The organism is Allobosea sp. (assembly GCF_051860145.1).
Classification (GTDB): domain Bacteria; phylum Pseudomonadota; class Alphaproteobacteria; order Rhizobiales; family Beijerinckiaceae; genus Allobosea.
On the sequence record NZ_JBHYEM010000017.1, the window covers coordinates 63,244 to 80,178 of the forward strand.

The window sequence follows — 16,935 nt, forward strand, 5'->3', positions numbered from 1 at the left end:
TCGCCAAGAAAGAAGCACCTTCTTCCAGGCATTCAACCACATCCTCAAAAGAACGTGGAACATTCGCCAGGAAAGAAGCGTCTTCTTCCAGGCATTAAACGCGGCGACGCCTCGCTCCCGCCAAGAATCCAGGGAGAAAGTCGGCCTGCCAAGGGGCTGGGAGTCGGACAGTTCAAAGCCTCGCGATTGGAAGTGACGGGAGCAGATCTGGTGTGCCAGGCCGGCCCGGGAAGGGTCGACCTGGCCTGACTAGGGTATTCGCCGATCAGAGGGCGAAGTCAGATCGATGGAGATGCAGCTTGCTGTTGAACTCGATCTGGAAGTCAGCCGTACTATCTCCATTGAGATCTCCATGGAGGATAGTAGAGCTGCCTTCCCGGAAGAATGAGATCGCGTTGGCTTCGACAGAGTGTGACTCACCCGCGAATTTGAACAGCTGATCCCCCGCAAGCGCGGTGTTCGCATCGATCAGGCTGAGGTCCATGGTGTCGGCCCCCTGCTGGAACCATTGTATGACGTCGCGATGACCTGAGCCGACACCGCTCTCGTCTGCGGTCCTGAACACGAAAGTGTCTCGACCATCGCCGCCGTGCATGAGGTCGGCACCAAGGCCACCCGTCAGGCGATCATTCTCGCCTCCACCGCGGAGTTCGTCGTTCCCGGCGCCGCCATCCAGGCGATCGGCGCCGCTGTTGCCGTGAATGAAGTCATTCCCAGCCGTACCTTGGAGCGAATCGGCAAACTCCGAGCCGTACTGCTTGGCTGTAATCACCGAATTCGGCGCGGGTATCGGATCCGAATGAGTAGGAGGCGTGCCCGTGTCGGTGACCGGCGGGGGGATCGGCTCCGAAGGAGTGGGAGCCGTGCCCGTGTCGGTGACCGGCGGCGGAATCGGTTCCGAAGGAGTGGGAGCCGTACCCGTGTCGGTCAAGGGCAGCGACCCATCGGCAGCACGATCGGCGCGCCCCAAGGCGCCCTCCAGCGACGCAAAGACGTTGCTCACGACGCCCGCCCCGGCGTCCCATGAGTTGCCCGATGCCGTTCCGGAAGCCGCAACTTGGCCTTCACCGAACGCAGCATTGTCGTAGAGGCTGCCACTCCCGGAGAAGAAGCCGTAATTATAGGTGCCGTTGTCGTAAGCCGTGTTCCCTCTCAGCGTGGTCCCGGTTCCACCATTCTCGTCGAAACCGATCGCCATGTTCCCCCAGGCGACGTTGTCGATGACAGTGTGACCGCCGGAGGAACCGTCGGTGCCCTGCCGGATGCCGCCGAGCTTGAACCCGTTGCCATCGCCCACCGCTTCGCCGTTCGGGCCGTAGCCGTTGTCGAATGCCCAGTTGCCCTCTAACCGGACCGGCGCGTTCCGCGTGCCGTCTTGGATATTGAAGAGGTCGAAACCGTCATCGGAATTGCCCCAGGCGCGGTTGCCACGCAGGACATTGCCGGCACCGCTGGTGCTGACCTGGAAGCCGTCGGCATTGTCGCCCGCCAAGTCACGATTGTCATGGGAGTCGTTGTTGAGGAAAAGGTTGTTCGAACTGGCTCCGAACAAGGAAAAGCCCTTGCCCTCTGAGCCGCCCCCGCCATTGTCGTGCACGTCGAGGCGCTCGATGACGTTGTTGTGGGACTCATCCCGCAACACGACGCCGCCCATCGGCCCGCCGCGAATCTCCAGCCCGACGATGTGATTCCACGAGATGCTCGAGCCATCGAGCACCCAGCCACCAGCCCCGCTGCGGCCGTAATAGTCGGTCGACGTGATCCCGGACCCGTCCAGGATAGGCGTCTCGCCCGGGTAGTTGGCGATTGTGATCGGCGCCCCGCTTGTGCCGTCGTGGGTCAGCTGGATGCCGTTGGTGAGCGCGTATACGCCGCCCCGCAGATAGATGGTATCTCCCGGCTGCGAGAGGTCATGAGCATGTTGCAGGGAGGCGAACGGCCGTTCGATGGCTCCTGTTTGGCTGTCAGATCCGGTCGGCGATACGTAGTATATAGTCATGAAGTCACTTTCCATGGGTGGACTTGCGAAGCCGCTCAAGAAGAGACGGCTCCGCCGTGGGCCAGCCGATGTGGCTAGCCGGCGGCTGGATTACGCAGAAGCAACGGTTGGAGAAGGAAGAAGGCGCGCAGGCGATCCGGGTGCTACCGTAAAACTGCACATAGCGGAAATAATCCGCCGCCTAATCCAGAACTCATTTAAGCTTCCAAAATCGTAATCGGGCGGCGCACAGAATACGCACCGCTCCATCACAGCAACGCGGTCCCGCGTTGCATGGCAATTTTGTTAGCGCGCTGATTCGCACGCATCCAAAGCACAGCGATGTTGTGTATAGGGGAAAGGCGGCGGGCATGTCATAGCTTCGCCCGCCAAAGGATTGCTTTTTCCCGCCAATGTGCAGCCGCAGCGGCTCACCCGAGTCAGGCGTCGTCGATCCTGCCTCTGAGCTCACGCCGAAACTCCGTGGCCGTCTTGCCCGTCCACCGCTTGAACGCGCGGACCAGGGTGCTCGGCTCGCGATAGCCCAGCAGCCAGGCGAGCTGCGACATGGTGGGCTCGCCGCTTCGCATGTATCGAACGGCGAGGGAGGCTCGCACGCCGTCGAGAACGCTGCTGAAGCTCATCCCCTCCTCCGCAAGCTTCCGTGTCAGCGTGCGCGCGCTCGTTCCGAGGTCCCTTGCGACGGCGTCGATCGTGACCGTCCCGTAGCGGAGACGTGCGGCGATCGCCTTTTCCACGCGCAGCCGCAGCGAATCGGGCTCCGGAGCGCGCACCGTGGACTCGCTGCTCTGCAGCCGCCTCAGAAGCTGATGCAGATGCGGATCGTGCGTCACGAGCGGCAGGTCGCCCGCGTCCTTTCCGAATTCGAGAAGGTCCCTGTCCGCGCCGAAGACGACCTCCCGACCGAAATAGCGGTCCATCTCAGGCACCTTGCCTGCCCGCAGGTGGACCATGGTCGCGGAGGTCGGGACCAGCTCGCGGCTCGTGAAGTCGCGGCACAGCCTGAGCGTGCCCGTGATCCAGAACTCCGAGAAATGGCGGTCCAGGTGCGGATCCAGACCGTCGTAACTCAGTTCGACGGACACACCGCTCGTTCCGCCACTTCGGAGCCGCACCGGTTCGTTCAGGGACGCCAAATATTCTTCTTCACTGGCGAGCGCTTCCCCAAGAGTTTCAGCGGAGGCCCCTACATAATAGATAAAGCCGAGCGTCCGAAAATCAAAGCTCAACGCAAGATGGAATCCAAGTAAATCATCCTTCAGGGCATCTGCAGCCAAATCAAGAAAGATCGATTGACTTATGATAGGAGAATTCTCTGATTTTCTATTAGAAAGTTGAGATGGCATACCTGATTCTAATAGAAGAGGAGCTGGATCAATGCCATTGTTGACCAATTCTCTGGCCGCCAGTATCGTGAGGAATGCTACGTCATTATCCGGGTTGTTTGGGTAGCCGGTCGTTGTAGCTTGCCGTTCTCGAATCATGCTTGCCTCACGCGGTGCCTTCAGCTGATTCGAACTATGAGGACTATTACTTGTCCTTCGCCCTGAGCGAATCGCTCATTGTTCGGCTTCCGCCGTTGAGAGCGCCCGGGAGATTAACCGCGTCACATCTTTCGACTTGATCATCATCAAGATGGGAAACTGCGAAGAGCGTCGTTTGCCAAGGCCTGCAGTGCCGCGACGCGCAGCCAGACAGGCGGAGGCTGACGGTCGCGTCGCTGCCTTGCGCGCCGAGCCGATCACCGCCGCCGCAACACGGGAGCTCTCAAAGAGCCCGGTGTTCGCAGCTCTGTACGGAAATGGCGCTCCCATGGGGAATCGAACCCCAGTTTTCGCCGTGAGAGGGCGACGTCCTAACCGCTAGACGATGGGAGCAGCGCGGCAAGGTCGCTGTTTAGTCGGGCTTCCGCCTCGCCGCAACTGTTTTCATGCGCGCCGCTGCGGATAAGGTTGGAGCAGGGAGCGCCGCGGGGCGCCGCCCTCCCTCCGGCAGAAGGCTCAGGCCGCCTTGCCCGCCAATGCGGGATAATCGGTATAGCCCCTGGCATCGCCGCCATAGAAGGTCGCGACATCCGGCGTGTTCAGCGGTGCGTCCCGCTTCAGGCGCTCGACGAGGTCCGGGTTGGCGATGAAGAGCCTGCCGAAGGCGATGAGGTCGGCGCAATCCTCGGCGAGCGTCTCGATCGCGAGGTCGCGGGTGAAGCCGTTATTGGCGATATAGGCGCCCTTGAAGGCCTTGCGTAGCGCCAGGTAGTCGAAAGGCAGATAGTCGCGCGCCTCGCGCGTCGCGCCCTCGACGACATGGATGAAGGCGATGCCGGCCGCGCTCAGCTTCTCGACGAGATGGCCGAACAGCGCCTGCGGGTCGCTGTCGCGCGCGTCGTTCGCCGGACTCACCGGCGAGATGCGGACACCGATCCGGCCCTTCGGGAAAACCGTCGCCACGGCCTCGACGACCTCGAGCACCAGCCGCACGCGGTTCTCGATCGAGCCGCCATAGGCGTCGCTGCGGGCGTTCGAGCCGTCGCGCAGGAACTGGTCGAGCAGGTAGCCATGCGCGCCATGCAGCTCGACGCCGTCGAACCCGGCGGCCTTGGCGTTCTCGGCCGCCCTGACATAGTCGGCGATGATGCCGGGGATCTCGTCGAGTCCGAGCTCGCGCGGCTGCGAGACCTCGGCGAAGCCGCTCTCGATATAGGTCTTGGTCTTGGCTTGGATGGCGGAGGGCGCGACCGGGGCCCCGTTGCCCGGCTGCAGCGAGGCATGGCTGACGCGCCCGACATGCCAGAGCTGGGTGATGATCTTGCCGCCCTCGGCGTGGACGGCGTCGGTCACGGCCTTCCAGCCCGCGATCTGGGCCTCGCTGTAGATGCCGGGCGTCCAGATATAACCCTGTCCCTGCTGCGAGATCTGGGTGCCCTCGGTGACGATCAGCCCGGCGCCGGCCCGCTGCCGGTAATATTCGACATTGAGCGCGTTGGGCGCATCGCTGCCGCGCGTCGCGCGATTGCGCGTCAGCGGCGCCATCACGATCCGGTTCTTCAGCTCGATTTCGCCGAGGCGAAACGGCGAGAACAGCACGGCGCTATCGTTGGATTGGCTCATCGGGATGGTCCTCGTGGTTCACTGTATTCGCCGCAGGCGATGGAGCGGCGTGACGATTGGCGCAGGCCGTGCCGTCCTGTCCTGGCATCGGTCGAGATAGGTGTTGCATAGCGAAATCACAGGGACGCAAATACCATCTTGGAGAGGAAAGCAGCGCTCATCTCCACCCGAGGCGACATCGAAACCGAAATGACTGCGCCGGAACAGAGCCGTGGCAAGTTTTCCTTCGCGCTGGAGCCAGGGCGGGTCCTGTTGTCGCTGCGGTCGGCCTGCCGCCATGCCCTGCATGGCGCCATCGGCCTGGTCTATCCGCCCTCCTGCGTCGCCTGCCAGGGCGCGACCGCCGAGGCGCAAGGCCTCTGCCCCGCCTGCTGGGGCGGCATCGGCTTCATCGAGCGGCCCTATTGCGAACGGCTCGGCACACCCTTCGCGATTGATCTCGGCGCCGGCCTGATCTCGCCGGCGGCGATGGCCGACCCGCCGGTCTTCGCCCGCGCCCGGGCCGTCTGCCGCTTCGACGGCACGGCGCGCGAGCTGGTGCATCGCCTGAAATACGGGGACAGGCTCGAGCTCGCGATCACGCTTGGCCGGATGATGGCGCGGGCGGGCCACGAACTGCTCGCCGGGGCCGATCTCGTCATACCCGTGCCGCTGCACCGCACGAGGCTCTGGAGCCGCCGCTTCAACCAGGCGGCGGCGCTGGCGCAGGTCGTCGCCCGCCAGGGTGGCGTCGCCCTGGCGCCCGCCGCTTTGGCCCGCGTCAAGCGCACCAGGCAGCAGGTCGGCCTGACGCGGGCCCAGCGCGCCGACAATCTGCAGGGCGCCTTCAGGGTCCTGCCGGCGATGAAGCCGCTCGTCGAAGGCCGCCGCCTCGTCCTCGTCGACGACGTGCTCACCACCGGCTCCACCGCCAATGCCGCCTCCCGCGCCTTGCTGCGGGCGGGCGCGAGCCAGGTCGACATCCTGACCTTCGCGCGGGTGGTGACGGATGGCTGAGCGCGCACTACATCTGTCGGACAGACAGCATCGCCGGAACCGTTCATGCCGAAGGTCGTCCTCTACACCACCAGCTGGTGCCCCTACTGCGCCGCCGCCAAATCGCTCCTGAAGAGCAAGGGCGTGGCTTTCGAAGAAATCGATGTCGATGGCAAGCCGGACCTGCGCCGGGCCATGACCGAGCGTTCGGGAGGCCGCAGCTCGGTGCCGCAGATCTTCATTGGCGACAGGCATGTCGGCGGCTCGGACGACCTGCACGCGCTCGACGCGCGCGGCGAACTCGATCCGCTGCTGGCCGCCTGACGAGGCAGGATGTTTCGGGTGCGAAACGTCCTGGCTCGAGTTATGTCACCGCGCGCCATGCCGAAAACTCGCATCATCCCTTCGCCGGGTAACGCTTGTGCAGGGTCTGGCGAGGATTATCTCGCGGTATTGCGGCGACCTGCCGCCCGACAGAGCCAGAGATGATCCGCTACGCCCTCGTTTGCGACAACGCGCATGAATTCGAAAGCTGGTTTCCGACCTCGGCCAGCTTCGAGGAGCAGGCGCGCCGCGGCCTCGTCTCCTGCCCGGTCTGCGCCAGCGGTAAGGTCGAGCGGGCGATCATGGCGCCGAATGTCGCGCGCACGGATCGCAGTCCGCGGGCGCCCGAAGCCGCGTCCGAGGCCGCTCCTGCGGCTGCGCCCGCCGCGCCGGTCGCGCTGATGGGCGAGAAGGAGATCGCCTTTCGCGAGATGCTGACCGCCCTGCACAAGCATGTCACCGAGAACGCCGAGCATGTCGGCCCGCGCTTCGCCGAGGAGGCGCTCAAGATCCATCATGGCGAGGCCGACGGCCGCGCCATCTATGGCGAAGCGACCCCCGACGACGCCCGCCTGCTGCACGAGGAGGGCGTCGAGTTCATGCCCCTGCCCCGTTTGCCGGGCGGGCGGAACTAGCGGTTCATCCGGTCCTATCATGAGATGCTCGGGCTTGCCCCGAGTATCTCATGACGGAAGGGTGACTTATTCTGCCCGAGATTCTCGGGTCTCCGCTGCGCTCTGCCCGAGAATGACGCTTGGCTCTTGCCATCGCCGAGATACGGGCATATACCCGCACCCATGTCGGTTCCCTGCATCTGCACGACCCTGCGCTCGGCCTCGCGCCGCATGGCGGCGTTTTACGATGAGGTGATCGCGCCGGTCGGGGTCAATATCGCCCAGTTCAGCCTGATGCGGACGATCGCGCGCGCGGCCCCGGTCACCCTGACAGAACTCGGCCGCCTGACCGAGCTCGACCGCTCGACCATCGGCCGCAATGTCCGCGTGCTCGAGAAGATGGGGCTCGTCGCGCTCGGCCGCGGCAAGGATCAGCGCGAGGCGACGGTTTCGCTCACCGATGCCGGCCGCAAGGTTCTCACCGATGGCGCGCCGCTCTGGGATGCGGCCCAGCAGGCGCTGGACGACCGGCTCGGCGCCGAAAACATGCGGCAGCTGCGCGCCGCGCTCGATTCGCTTTAATTTTTCGCTCAAATGCGGGCATATACCCGTAAATTGGAGACCAGCATGCCGACTGAGACACTCGACCCGCCGGCGCCGACCGGGATCGCCGCCCTCCTCGCCCGCCGCGGCATCCATTACGGCTGGATCGTCGCCGCCGTGACCTTCCTGACCATGCTGGTGACGGCCGGCGCGGTCGGCGCGCCCGGCGTGCTGATCGGCCCGCTGCAGAAGGAATTCGGCTGGGCCACCTCGGAGATCTCCTCGGCGCTGGCGGTCCGGCTCGCGCTGTTTGGCCTGATGGGCCCTTTCGCCGCCGCCTTCATGAACCGCTTCGGCGTGCGCCCCGTCGCCAGCGTCGCCCTGACCCTGATCGCCGCCAGCGTGCTCGGCTCCTTCGCGATGACGCAGCTCTGGCACCTGATGCTGCTCTGGGGCATCGTCCTTGGCCTCGGCACCGGCATGACCGCGATGGTGCTCGGCGCCACGGTGGCGACGCGCTGGTTCAGCCATCGGCGCGGCCTCGTGATCGGCCTGCTGACGGCCAGCACCGCGACCGGGCAGCTCGTCTTCCTGCCGCTGCTCGCCGACCTGACCGAGCGCGTCGGCTGGCGCTACGCCATGGTCTTCGTGCTGGCGATGATCCTCGTCGCCGCCGTCGCCGTCCTGTTCCTGATGCGTGACCGGCCGGCCGATGTCGGGCTCGCCCCCTATGGCGAGGCCAGGATCGTGCCGGCTCCCGCCGCTTCGACGAGCCTGCTGACCATGCTGGCCTCGCCGCTGGTGGCGCTGCGCGAAGCCTCGACCTCGCGCACCTTCTGGGTGCTGTTCGGCACCTTCTTCATTTGCGGCGCCAGCACCAACGGGCTGGTCCAGACGCATTTCATCGCGCTCTGCGGCGATTACGGCATGGCGGCGGTGACGGCAGCCGGCGTGCTCGCGGTGATCGGCATCTTCGACTTCGCCGGCACGGTCGGCTCGGGCTGGCTGTCCGACCGCTATGACAGCCGCTGGCTGCTGTTCTGGTATTACGGGCTGCGCGGCCTCGCGCTGCTCTACCTGCCCTTCACCGATTTCTCGTTCTACGGTCTCGGGCTCTTCGCGGTGTTCTACGGACTCGATTGGGTCGCGACCGTGCCGCCGACCGTCAAGATCGCCGCCGACCGCTTCGGCGAAAAGACCAATCTGGTCTTCGGCTGGATCTTCGCCGGCCACCAGCTCGGCGCCGCCTTCGCCGCCTATGGCGCGGGTTTCAGCCGCACGGTCTATGAGAGCTACCTGCCGGCCTTCTTCATCGCCGGTGCGCTTTGCCTCTTCGCGGCGGCCTTCGTGATCACGCTTCGCGGCACACCGGGCGTCGCCCTGAGCAAGGCTGCGGCCTGACATCATGACCGGCGTCGCCAGGCCGGCTACGATCCCCCGACCCCGAGCAGGAGCGAGCATGACCAACATCCCCTACGGCACCGCGCTCATCATCGGAGCTGGGCCCGGCATCAGCGCCTCCCTGGCGCGGCAGCTCTCCGCGGCTGGCGTCAAAATCGGGCTCGCGGCTCGCGATACCGCGAAGCTCGCGCCGCTCGCCACGGAAACCGGAGCCCGGACCTTCGCGCTCGACGCATCGGAGCCGGCGGCCGTGGCAAAGCTGTTCGAGGATTTCGAAACCGGGATCGGCGGGCCGGAAGTCGTTGTCTACAATGCCAGCCAACGGGTTCGCGGGCCGATCGCCGAGCTCGACCCGGCCGCGGTCGGCCGGGCGCTCACTGTCACGGGCTACGGCGCCTTCCTCGCGGTTCAGCAGGCGGCGAAGCGGATGATCCCGAAGGGGCGCGGCGCCATCCTGCTGACCGGGGCGACGGCGGGGATCAAGGGCTATGCGCTCTCCGCCGCCTTCGCCATGGGCAAGTTCGCCCTGCGCGGCCTGGCCCAGAGCGCGGCGCGCGAACTCGGGCCCAAGGGCATCCATGTCGCGCATTTCGTCATCGACGGCATGGTCCGCAGCGCGTCCAGGCCGGATGAAGCCGACAACACCATCGATCCCGACGCCGTCGCGCAGACCTATCTCGACGTGCTGCGCCAGCCGCGCAGCGCCTGGTCGCAGGAGGTCGAATTGCGGCCCTGGGTCGAGAGCTTCTGAGCCATCGACTGTAAGGGCTCTCCCGTCATGCTCGCCCTTGTGGCGAGCATCCACGTCTTGAGCACCGCCCTCGACCAGCGAAGATGTGGATGGTCGGGACAAGCCCGACCATGACGGCGGGGCCGAGATCGACGGCAGAGACCCGGATTTCAGGCCGCCCGTCCGGCCCGCGCGGCGAGATAGCGTTTCACCGCCCGCTCCAGCCGTCGCACGCCCTCGACGAGAACCTCGGGCGAGGAGCGCGTGAAATTGACCCGCATCGCGCTCTTCAAGGCGCCATCGGGATCAAAGACGCTCGACGGCACGAAGGCGACCTTCTCGGCGAGTGCATGCGCATAGAGCGCGTCGGTGTCGATGTCAGTCGTCTTGGCCCGCATCCAGACGAACATCCCGCCGGGCGGCGCCTCCCACTCGAACCACTCCGAGAGATGCTCTGTGGCGGCCCGGCAGAGCGCATCGCGACGGTCGCGATAGGCCGTGACGATGCGCGGGACGTGGTCAGCCTCGAATCCGCTCTCGATCAGCTCGAGCGCGATCGCCTGCGTCAGCAGGCTGGAGGCGATGTCGGTCGATTGCTTGGCGAGCGCCAGCGTCGCGACCATCCCGGCCTCGCCGACGACCCAGCCGACCCGCAGGCCCGGCGTCAGGCTCTTCGACAAGGTGCCGAGATAGATCACCGGCCCGTCATAGGGGCCGTTCGGATGGCGCGCCGCATGGTGCGCGAGGATGCTCGGCCCGGCCGGCCCGTCGAATTGCAGCGGAAGGTAAGGGTCGTCCTCGACCAGCCAGGTGCCGGCCTCCAGCACCTTGTCGAGCAGCGCCGCGCGCTCGGCCTGCAGGACCAGCGCGCCGGTCGGGTTGGAATAGTTCGGCACGGCATAGACGAACTTGGCCCGGCGCAACTCCGCCTCGAATCCCGGCCGCTGCAAGCTCCAGTCGAGCTGCGCATAGCTCGGTTCGCGCGGTCGCCAGGCGTCGAGCGCGCCGAGATAGGTCGGGAACTGCGCCACGATCAGCTCGCCCGGATCGACCAGCGCCTTGCCGACGAGGTCGAGCCCCTGCATGGCGCCGGTGGTGAGCAGCACGTTCTCGGGGCCGAAGCTGCGGCCGGTCGTCGCCGAGAACCGCGTTGCGATCGCCGCGCGCAGCGCCGGCAGGCCTTCGATCGGCCCGTATTCGAGGATGGCGCTGCCCCAGCGTGTCAGCGCCCGCTCGCTCGCGGCCGCGATCGCCTCCACCGGGTAGAGCTCGGCCGCCGGCAACCCGCCGGCGAGGCTGACGACATCGGCTCGCCCGCCGATCGCCATGAATTGCTGGGTGATGCTGTTGCCGGTCGAGAGCCAGCCGGCGAGCGCCGGGCGGGCCGCCCGCGATTTGGAAAATGACATGCTTGACCTGAAGCTGCTTGATGATCGCGGCTTAAGCTATAGAGCCTGGCGCGCCGGGAAAACCGCTCCCGGAACATTGGACCGTCCCGCCACGGGCTGTGGCCAGCCGCGCCGCTGCCGGGCATAAGGCGCCGCAAAGGGAGACACCATGCGCATCGTCGACGTCCGCGAGATCACGCAACCGATCGCCTCGCCGATCCGCAACGCCTATATCGACTTCTCGAAGATGACGACCAGCCTCGTCGCGGTCGTCACCGACGTGGTCCGCGATGGCCGCCGCGTCGTTGGCTACGGCTTCAACTCGAACGGCCGCTACGGCCAGGGCGGGTTGATCCGCGAGCGCTTCGCGCCGCGCCTGCTCGAAGCCGAGCCGAAGGGCCTGCTGAATGATGCCGGCGACAATCTCGACCCCGACCGCGCCTGGGCGGCGATGATGAAAAACGAGAAGCCGGGCGGCCATGGCGAGCGCTCGGTCGCCGTCGGCACGCTCGACATGGCGATCTGGGACGCGACCGCCAAGATCGCCGGCAAGCCGCTCTTCCGCCTTCTGGCCGAGCGCCATGGCCGCGAGGCGGACCCGCGCGTCTTCGTCTATGCCGCCGGCGGCTACTACTATCCCGGCAAGGACGACGACGCGCTCCGCGCCGAGATGAGGAGCTATCTCGACCGCGGCTATCGCGTCGTGAAGATGAAGATCGGCGGCGCCCCGCTCGCCGAGGATCGCCGCCGCATCGAGGCGGTGCTGGCCGAGATCGGCAAGGATGCGCAGCTCGCGGTCGATGCCAATGGCCGCTTCGATCTCGAGACCGCCATCGCCTATGCCAAGATGCTGAGGGACTATCCGCTCTTCTGGTACGAGGAGGCGGGCGACCCGCTCGACTACGCGCTGCAGGCGGCTTTGGCCGAGTTCTATCCCGGCCCGATGGCGACCGGCGAGAACCTGTTCAGCCACCAGGACGCGCGCAACCTGCTGCGCCATGGCGGCATGCGGCCGGACCGCGACTGGCTCCAGTTCGATTGCGCCCTCTCCTACGGGCTGTGCGAATACCAGCGCACGCTGGCCGCGCTCAAGGTCGCCGGCTGGGGCTGGGATCGCTGCATCCCGCATGGCGGCCACCAGATGTCGCTCAACATCGCCGCCGGCCTCGGCCTCGGCGGCAACGAGAGCTATCCCGACCTGTTCCAGCCTTATGGCGGCTTCCCCGACACGGTGCGCGTCGAGGATAGCGTGATCACCATGCCCGAGCTGCCGGGCATCGGTTTCGAGGGCAAGAGCGACCTGATCAAGGTGATGCGCGAGCTTGCGGAGTAAGCCTCACGCGCCTCATCCCATCGTCGCACGCGACTTTTCCGGCCCTCTGGCCTTATCTTCGCTGCAGTGCAACAATGAATTGCACGAGCGCGAAGACGGCACGGCAGGGAGCGACTATGACAGCGAGCGATCCGATCGGCGACAAGCCGGCGCAGCGCGAGAAGCCCTGGATCTTCCGCACCTATGCGGGCCATTCCGACGCCTCGGAATCGAATCGGCTCTACCGGAACAACCTCGCCAAGGGCCAGACCGGCCTCTCCGTCGCCTTCGATCTGCCGACCCAGACCGGCTACGACCCCGACCATGTGCTTTCGCGCGGCGAGGTCGGCAAGGTCGGCGTGCCGATCGCCCATCTCGGCGACATGCGGGCCCTGTTCGACCAGATCCCGCTGGCGCAGATGAACACCTCGATGACGATCAACGCGACGGCGGCCTGGCTGCTCTCGCTCTATATCGCCGTCGCCGACGAGCAGGGCGCGCCGCGCGAGCGCCTGCAGGGCACCACCCAGAACGATCTGGTCAAGGAATACCTGTCGCGCGGCACCTATGTCTTCCCGCCGCGCCCCTCGATGCAGCTCACCACCGACATCGTCGTGTTCACGGCCCGCGAACTGCCGAAATGGAACCCGACCAATGTCTGCTCCTACCATTTGCAGGAGGCCGGCGCCTCGCCGGTTCAGGAGCTCTCCTATGCGCTTGCGACCGCGATCGCGCTGCTCGACTCGATCCGCGCCCAGCCCGAGGTCAGCGAGGCGGAGTTTCCGGGAATCGTCGGGCGTATCTCCTTCTTCGTCAATGCCGGCATGCGCTTCATCACCGAGCTCTGCAAGATGCGGGCTTTCGTCGATCTCTGGGACGAGATCACGCTGAAGCGCTATGGCATCGAAGACGCCGCGATGCGCCGCTTCCGCTATGGCGTGCAGGTCAATTCGCTCGGCCTGACCGAGCCGCAGCCCGAGAACAACGTCTACCGCATCCTGATCGAGATGCTGGCGGTGACGCTCTCGAAGAGGGCCCGCGCGCGGGCTGTCCAGCTCCCGGCCTGGAACGAGGCGCTCGGCCTGCCCCGCCCCTTCGACCAGCAATGGTCACTACGCATGCAGCAGGTCCTGGCCTACGAGACCGACCTGCTCGAATTCGGCGACATCTTCGACGGCTCGACCGCGATCGACGCCAAGGTCGAGGAGCTGAAGGCGGCGGCGCTCGCCGAGCTGGCCAAGATCGATGCCATGGGCGGGGCGCTGGCGGCGGTCGAGTCCGGCTACATGAAGCAGGCTCTGGTCGAGAACGGGGCGCGCCGCATCGAGGCGATCGAGCGCGGCGAGCAGATCGTCATCGGCGTCAACAAGTTCACCAATAGCGAGCCCTCCCCGCTTTCGGCCGGCGAGGGCAATGTCGTCACCGTGCCCGATTCCGTCGAGCTCGAGGCGATCGGCCGACTCAAGGCCTGGCGTAGCCAGCGCGACACCAAGGCGGCGGAAAGCGCGCTGGCGGAATTAGCTTCCGCGGCGAAAGAGACGCGAAACGTCATGCCGGCCTCGATCGCCTGCGCCAAGGCCGGCGTCACCACCGGCGAATGGGCCCAGACCTTGCGCGAGATCTTTGGCGAGTATCGCGCGCCCACCGGTGTCGACACCGGCAAGGCCGGCGACGATCCCGGCCTCGCCACGGTCAAGGCCGCGGTCGCCCTCGCCGCCGAAAAGCTCGGCCGGCCGCCGCGCTTCCTCGTCGGCAAGCCCGGGCTCGACGGACACTCGAACGGCGCCGAGCAGATCGCGGTCCGCGCCCGCGATGCCGGCATGGCCGTGAACTATGGCGGCATCCGCCAGACGCCGGAGGAGATCGTGACGCAGGCGCGGGAAACCGAAGCCGACATCATCGGCCTCTCGATTCTCTCCGGCTCGCATTTGCCGCTGGTGCGCGACGTCACGGCGCGCCTGCGCGTCGCCGGTATGGATGTGCCGGTCGTGGTCGGCGGCATCATCCCGCCCGACGACGAGAACGCGCTGAGGAACATGGGCGTCGCCGCCGTCTATACGCCGAAGGACTTTGCGCTGGACGGCATCATCAGCGACGTCGCCGGGCTGGCGGCGAAGACGAAGCGGTAGGGCCTCTCGGAGTCCGGCACGATCGCAGCGTCATTCCGGGACAGGCCGAAGGCCTGGGCCCGGAACCCAGAACCACTGACTTCATTCAAAAAACACCTACCTCAACGGCCTCATCCGGCAAGACCTGTGGCTCTGGGTTCCGGGCCCGCTGCTTCGCAGCGTCCCGGAATGACAACGTGGTTCCACGAATGGCTGCGGCGTGCAGGCGTGTTGTCATGCGCTGGTTGCTGACTCTGCATTGACAAATTTTTTTGTCAATGCATGCTTGCGGCCATGCTGGATCTCGACGTCATCGACGACCCCGCCCGCGCGACGCTGGCGCTGGACCCGATCAAGCGGCGTCTCCTGGCCGAGCTCGCCTCTCCCGCTTCCGCCGCCGCGCTGGCCGGGCGGGTCGGGCTGACACGGCAGAAGGTCAATTATCACCTGCGTGCGCTGGAAGAGCACAAGCTCGTCGAGCCGGCCGAGGAGCGGCGATGGGGCGGCCTCACCGAGCGTTTGATGGTCGCGACGGCGACGTCCTATGTCGTGTCGCCGGCCGCGCTGGGCGCGATCGGCGCCGATCCGGCGCGCAATGGCGACCGTCACTCCGCGAGCTATATGATCGCCGTCGCGGCGCGGATCGTGCGCGAGGTCGGCAGCCTCTGGGCGCGCGCGCGGCTCGCCGACAAGCGCCTCGCGACGCTCTCGATCGACACGGTCGTCCGGTTCAGATCGCCCGCCGACCGCGCCGCCTTCACCAGCGACCTCGCAAGCGCGATCGCGGCCCTCGCCGCGCGCTATCACGACGAGACGGCAATGGGCGGCCGGTCGCACCGGCTTGTGGTCGCGTCCTATCCGGCGCCCGAGCCCACCCAACCCTGAGAGGACCATTCATGCCGATCAAGAAGGACGGAACGGGGAAACGCTGGGTCGAGATGGAATTCCTCGTGCCCGGCACGCCGGACGAAGTCTGGCAGGCCATGGCGACGGGAGCTGGCAACACCGCTTGGTTCACCAGGGCTGCGATCGAGGAGCGCGTCGGCGGCGAACTGCGCTTCGAGTTCGGCCCCGGGATGAGCTCGTCGGGCCAGGTCACGATGTGGGAACCGCCGCATCAGTTCGGCTATGTCGAGCGCGAGTGGAACGGCGACGCGCCGCCGGTCGTGACCGAGATCGTGATTGCCGGCCGCGCTGGCGGGCAATGCGTCGTGCGGATGGTGCATTCGCTGTTCAGCTCGTCCGATGATTGGGACGATCAGCTCGAGGGTTTCGAAGGCGGCTGGCCCGGCTTCTTTGCAGTTCTGCGAATCTATCTCGGCCAGTTCGCCGGCAGCAAGGGCGCTTCGTTCCAGGCGATGACCAGCACCGAAGGCGAGCACCTGGCGATCTGGTCGCGCTTGATCGAGGGCTTGAGCCTCGCCGGAGCGAATATCGGCGAGCAGCGCAGTTCGCCGGGCCCCGACAGCCTCTCGGGAACGATCGAGCAGGTCCAGCAGGACCGGAAGGTCCGTTCCGTGCTGATGCGCCTGGAAAAGCCGGCGCCGGGCGTCGCCCTGGTCGGCACCTATGGCACGGCCCAGGCCATCAATGTGAGCATGAGCCTGTTCTTCTATGGCGAGGATGCGGAAAGTGTCGCAGCAGCCAGCGAAACCCGCTGGCGCGCCTGGCTCGGCGAGACCTTTCCGGGCAAGGCGTGAGTCCCGCCGGCCGCGCTAGACCAGCCCGGTGCTCTTCAGCTGCTGATAGGCCTTCAGGATCTCCTGCAGCGTGCCTTCGCGCGAGCGGTCGCCGCCATTGGCGTCCGGGTGCAAGCGCTTCACCAGTTCCTTGTAGCGCGCCTTGATCGCGACGGAATCGGCGTTCTCGTCCAGCCCGAGCGTGTCGAGCGACTTGCGCGCCACCGCGCCGACCCGTGGCTCCGGCTGCGCCGCATGCTGCTCCGTGCGCGCGCCGAAGATGTTGAAACCGTCCTGGACCTCCGGACCCGCGCTACCTGCGGCGGCAGCCCGGCCGCGTTGCGCCATCCGTGCCGCCTTCGAGTTGACGCCGAGCTTCCAGGTCGGCCGATGGCCGATCTCTTCCTGCTTCTGATAGGCGGCGAGCGCCTCGTCGTTCATGCCGGCGAAATAATTATAGGTCGCGTTATAGGCCTTCACATGCTCGAGGCAGAACTGGAAGAACTGGCCTTCCTTGCCCCGGCCCATCGGCGCGCGGAACTCGCCGGCGCGCTGGCAGCCGGGATGGTCGCAGCGCGCGACATCGGGTTCGGCCACCTCTTCCGCCTCGGAAGGGCCGATCCTGATACGGTCGAAAAGGCGCGAGTTGAAGTTCATGTTCGAATGGTTATGAGACCGAGAACCGAAACCGGCAAGTGCGCCGCAGCATGCGCGCCGCCGGCAAGCGACCATCAGGACCAGAAGACCATCAGGAC

The 16,935-nt window shown here is 66.3% G+C and carries 15 protein-coding genes and 1 tRNA gene; 10 read left to right on the forward strand and 6 right to left on the reverse strand.

The genetic code is table 11. From position 1 onward, the window contains the following. Window positions 1-265: 265 nt before the first annotated feature. From ACTIF2_RS21825 to ACTIF2_RS21840, 4 genes are all read right to left on the reverse strand, one after another. Complete coding sequence (locus tag ACTIF2_RS21825; protein WP_439499224.1) at window positions 266-1,999, reverse strand: calcium-binding protein; 1,734 nt, start codon at window positions 1,997-1,999, stop codon at window positions 266-268. Between the two features lie 419 nt (window positions 2,000-2,418). Then, window positions 2,419-3,483, reverse strand: coding sequence for a helix-turn-helix domain-containing protein (locus ACTIF2_RS21830; protein WP_439499225.1), 1,065 nt, complete (start codon window positions 3,481-3,483; stop codon window positions 2,419-2,421). 318 nt (window positions 3,484-3,801) lie between these two features. Then, window positions 3,802-3,876: transfer RNA gene (locus tag ACTIF2_RS21835), tRNA-Glu, on the reverse strand. Between the two features lie 123 nt (window positions 3,877-3,999). After that, complete coding sequence (locus ACTIF2_RS21840; RefSeq protein WP_439499226.1) at window positions 4,000-5,106, reverse strand: alkene reductase; 1,107 nt, start codon at window positions 5,104-5,106, stop codon at window positions 4,000-4,002. Window positions 5,107-5,295: 189 nt separating this feature from the next. On the opposite strand from ACTIF2_RS21840, the gene ACTIF2_RS21845 reads away from it, so the two are divergent. The 6 genes from ACTIF2_RS21845 (at window position 5,296) to ACTIF2_RS21870 (ending at window position 9,714) form a co-directional block, all read left to right on the forward strand. After that, a complete protein-coding gene (locus tag ACTIF2_RS21845; RefSeq protein WP_439499227.1) occupies window positions 5,296-6,102 on the forward strand; it encodes a ComF family protein in 807 nt (268 codons plus the stop codon). Window positions 6,103-6,147: 45 nt separating this feature from the next. Beyond that, complete coding sequence (gene grxC / locus ACTIF2_RS21850; protein WP_439499228.1) at window positions 6,148-6,405, forward strand: glutaredoxin 3; 258 nt, start codon at window positions 6,148-6,150, stop codon at window positions 6,403-6,405. Between the two features lie 161 nt (window positions 6,406-6,566). Continuing rightward, on the forward strand, window positions 6,567-7,040 hold the full coding sequence (locus ACTIF2_RS21855; protein WP_439499229.1) for a DUF1178 family protein: 474 nt from the start codon (window positions 6,567-6,569) through the stop codon (window positions 7,038-7,040). A gap of 162 nt (window positions 7,041-7,202) precedes the next feature. Next, on the forward strand, window positions 7,203-7,601 hold the full coding sequence (locus tag ACTIF2_RS21860) for a MarR family winged helix-turn-helix transcriptional regulator (RefSeq protein ID WP_439499230.1): 399 nt from the start codon (window positions 7,203-7,205) through the stop codon (window positions 7,599-7,601). 45 nt (window positions 7,602-7,646) lie between these two features. Further along, a complete protein-coding gene (locus ACTIF2_RS21865; RefSeq protein ID WP_439499231.1) occupies window positions 7,647-8,963 on the forward strand; it encodes an MFS transporter in 1,317 nt (438 codons plus the stop codon). Between the two features lie 58 nt (window positions 8,964-9,021). Continuing rightward, entirely contained in the window at window positions 9,022-9,714 is a 693-nt protein-coding gene (locus ACTIF2_RS21870) for an SDR family NAD(P)-dependent oxidoreductase (protein ID WP_439499232.1), read from the forward strand. A 149-nt stretch (window positions 9,715-9,863) separates the two neighbouring features. On the opposite strand, the gene ACTIF2_RS21875 is transcribed toward ACTIF2_RS21870, so the two are convergent. Further along, on the reverse strand, window positions 9,864-11,102 hold the full coding sequence (locus ACTIF2_RS21875; RefSeq protein WP_439499233.1) for an aminotransferase-like domain-containing protein: 1,239 nt from the start codon (window positions 11,100-11,102) through the stop codon (window positions 9,864-9,866). A 148-nt stretch (window positions 11,103-11,250) separates the two neighbouring features. Between ACTIF2_RS21875 and ACTIF2_RS21880 the strand changes: the two genes are divergently transcribed. The 4 genes from ACTIF2_RS21880 to ACTIF2_RS21895 all read left to right on the forward strand — a co-directional run bounded on the left by ACTIF2_RS21880 (window position 11,251) and on the right by ACTIF2_RS21895 (window position 16,201). Then, complete coding sequence (locus ACTIF2_RS21880) at window positions 11,251-12,414, forward strand: mandelate racemase/muconate lactonizing enzyme family protein (protein ID WP_439499234.1); 1,164 nt, start codon at window positions 11,251-11,253, stop codon at window positions 12,412-12,414. Window positions 12,415-12,530: 116 nt separating this feature from the next. Continuing rightward, on the forward strand, window positions 12,531-14,522 hold the full coding sequence (locus ACTIF2_RS21885; RefSeq protein ID WP_439499235.1) for a methylmalonyl-CoA mutase family protein: 1,992 nt from the start codon (window positions 12,531-12,533) through the stop codon (window positions 14,520-14,522). Window positions 14,523-14,795: 273 nt separating this feature from the next. Continuing rightward, the gene (locus ACTIF2_RS21890) at window positions 14,796-15,386 is read left to right on the forward strand and encodes a helix-turn-helix domain-containing protein (protein WP_439499236.1); all 591 of its coding nucleotides are present in this window, start codon (window positions 14,796-14,798) and stop codon (window positions 15,384-15,386) included. Between the two features lie 11 nt (window positions 15,387-15,397). Then, entirely contained in the window at window positions 15,398-16,201 is an 804-nt protein-coding gene (locus ACTIF2_RS21895) for an SRPBCC family protein (RefSeq protein WP_439499237.1), read from the forward strand. 15 nt (window positions 16,202-16,216) lie between these two features. Here the strand turns inward: ACTIF2_RS21895 and ACTIF2_RS21900 are convergent, their stop codons facing one another. Next, a complete protein-coding gene (locus tag ACTIF2_RS21900) occupies window positions 16,217-16,837 on the reverse strand; it encodes a DnaJ domain-containing protein (RefSeq protein WP_439499238.1) in 621 nt (206 codons plus the stop codon). Window positions 16,838-16,935 lie beyond the last annotated feature (98 nt).

What these genes read in the sequence shown, in the direction of transcription:
- ACTIF2_RS21880 (WP_439499234.1), top strand. Translation starts at nt 11,251, where the DNA reads ATGCGCATCGTCGACGTCCGCGAGATCACGCAACCGATCGCCTCGCCG.
- ACTIF2_RS21865 (WP_439499231.1), top strand. Translation starts at nt 7,647, where the DNA reads ATGCCGACTGAGACACTCGACCCGCCGGCGCCGACCGGGATCGCCGCC.
- ACTIF2_RS21895 (WP_439499237.1), top strand. Translation starts at nt 15,398, where the DNA reads ATGCCGATCAAGAAGGACGGAACGGGGAAACGCTGGGTCGAGATGGAA.
- ACTIF2_RS21830 (WP_439499225.1), bottom strand. Translation starts at nt 3,483, where the DNA reads ATGATTCGAGAACGGCAAGCTACAACGACCGGCTACCCAAACAACCCG.
- ACTIF2_RS21875 (WP_439499233.1), bottom strand. Translation starts at nt 11,102, where the DNA reads ATGTCATTTTCCAAATCGCGGGCGGCCCGCCCGGCGCTCGCCGGCTGG.
- ACTIF2_RS21840 (WP_439499226.1), bottom strand. Translation starts at nt 5,106, where the DNA reads ATGAGCCAATCCAACGATAGCGCCGTGCTGTTCTCGCCGTTTCGCCTC.
- grxC (WP_439499228.1), top strand. Translation starts at nt 6,148, where the DNA reads ATGCCGAAGGTCGTCCTCTACACCACCAGCTGGTGCCCCTACTGCGCC.
- ACTIF2_RS21870 (WP_439499232.1), top strand. Translation starts at nt 9,022, where the DNA reads ATGACCAACATCCCCTACGGCACCGCGCTCATCATCGGAGCTGGGCCC.
- ACTIF2_RS21900 (WP_439499238.1), bottom strand. Translation starts at nt 16,837, where the DNA reads ATGAACTTCAACTCGCGCCTTTTCGACCGTATCAGGATCGGCCCTTCC.
- ACTIF2_RS21860 (WP_439499230.1), top strand. Translation starts at nt 7,203, where the DNA reads ATGTCGGTTCCCTGCATCTGCACGACCCTGCGCTCGGCCTCGCGCCGC.
- ACTIF2_RS21855 (WP_439499229.1), top strand. Translation starts at nt 6,567, where the DNA reads ATGATCCGCTACGCCCTCGTTTGCGACAACGCGCATGAATTCGAAAGC.
- ACTIF2_RS21825 (WP_439499224.1), bottom strand. Translation starts at nt 1,999, where the DNA reads ATGACTATATACTACGTATCGCCGACCGGATCTGACAGCCAAACAGGA.
- ACTIF2_RS21845 (WP_439499227.1), top strand. Translation starts at nt 5,296, where the DNA reads ATGACTGCGCCGGAACAGAGCCGTGGCAAGTTTTCCTTCGCGCTGGAG.
- ACTIF2_RS21885 (WP_439499235.1), top strand. Translation starts at nt 12,531, where the DNA reads ATGACAGCGAGCGATCCGATCGGCGACAAGCCGGCGCAGCGCGAGAAG.
- ACTIF2_RS21890 (WP_439499236.1), top strand. Translation starts at nt 14,796, where the DNA reads ATGCTGGATCTCGACGTCATCGACGACCCCGCCCGCGCGACGCTGGCG.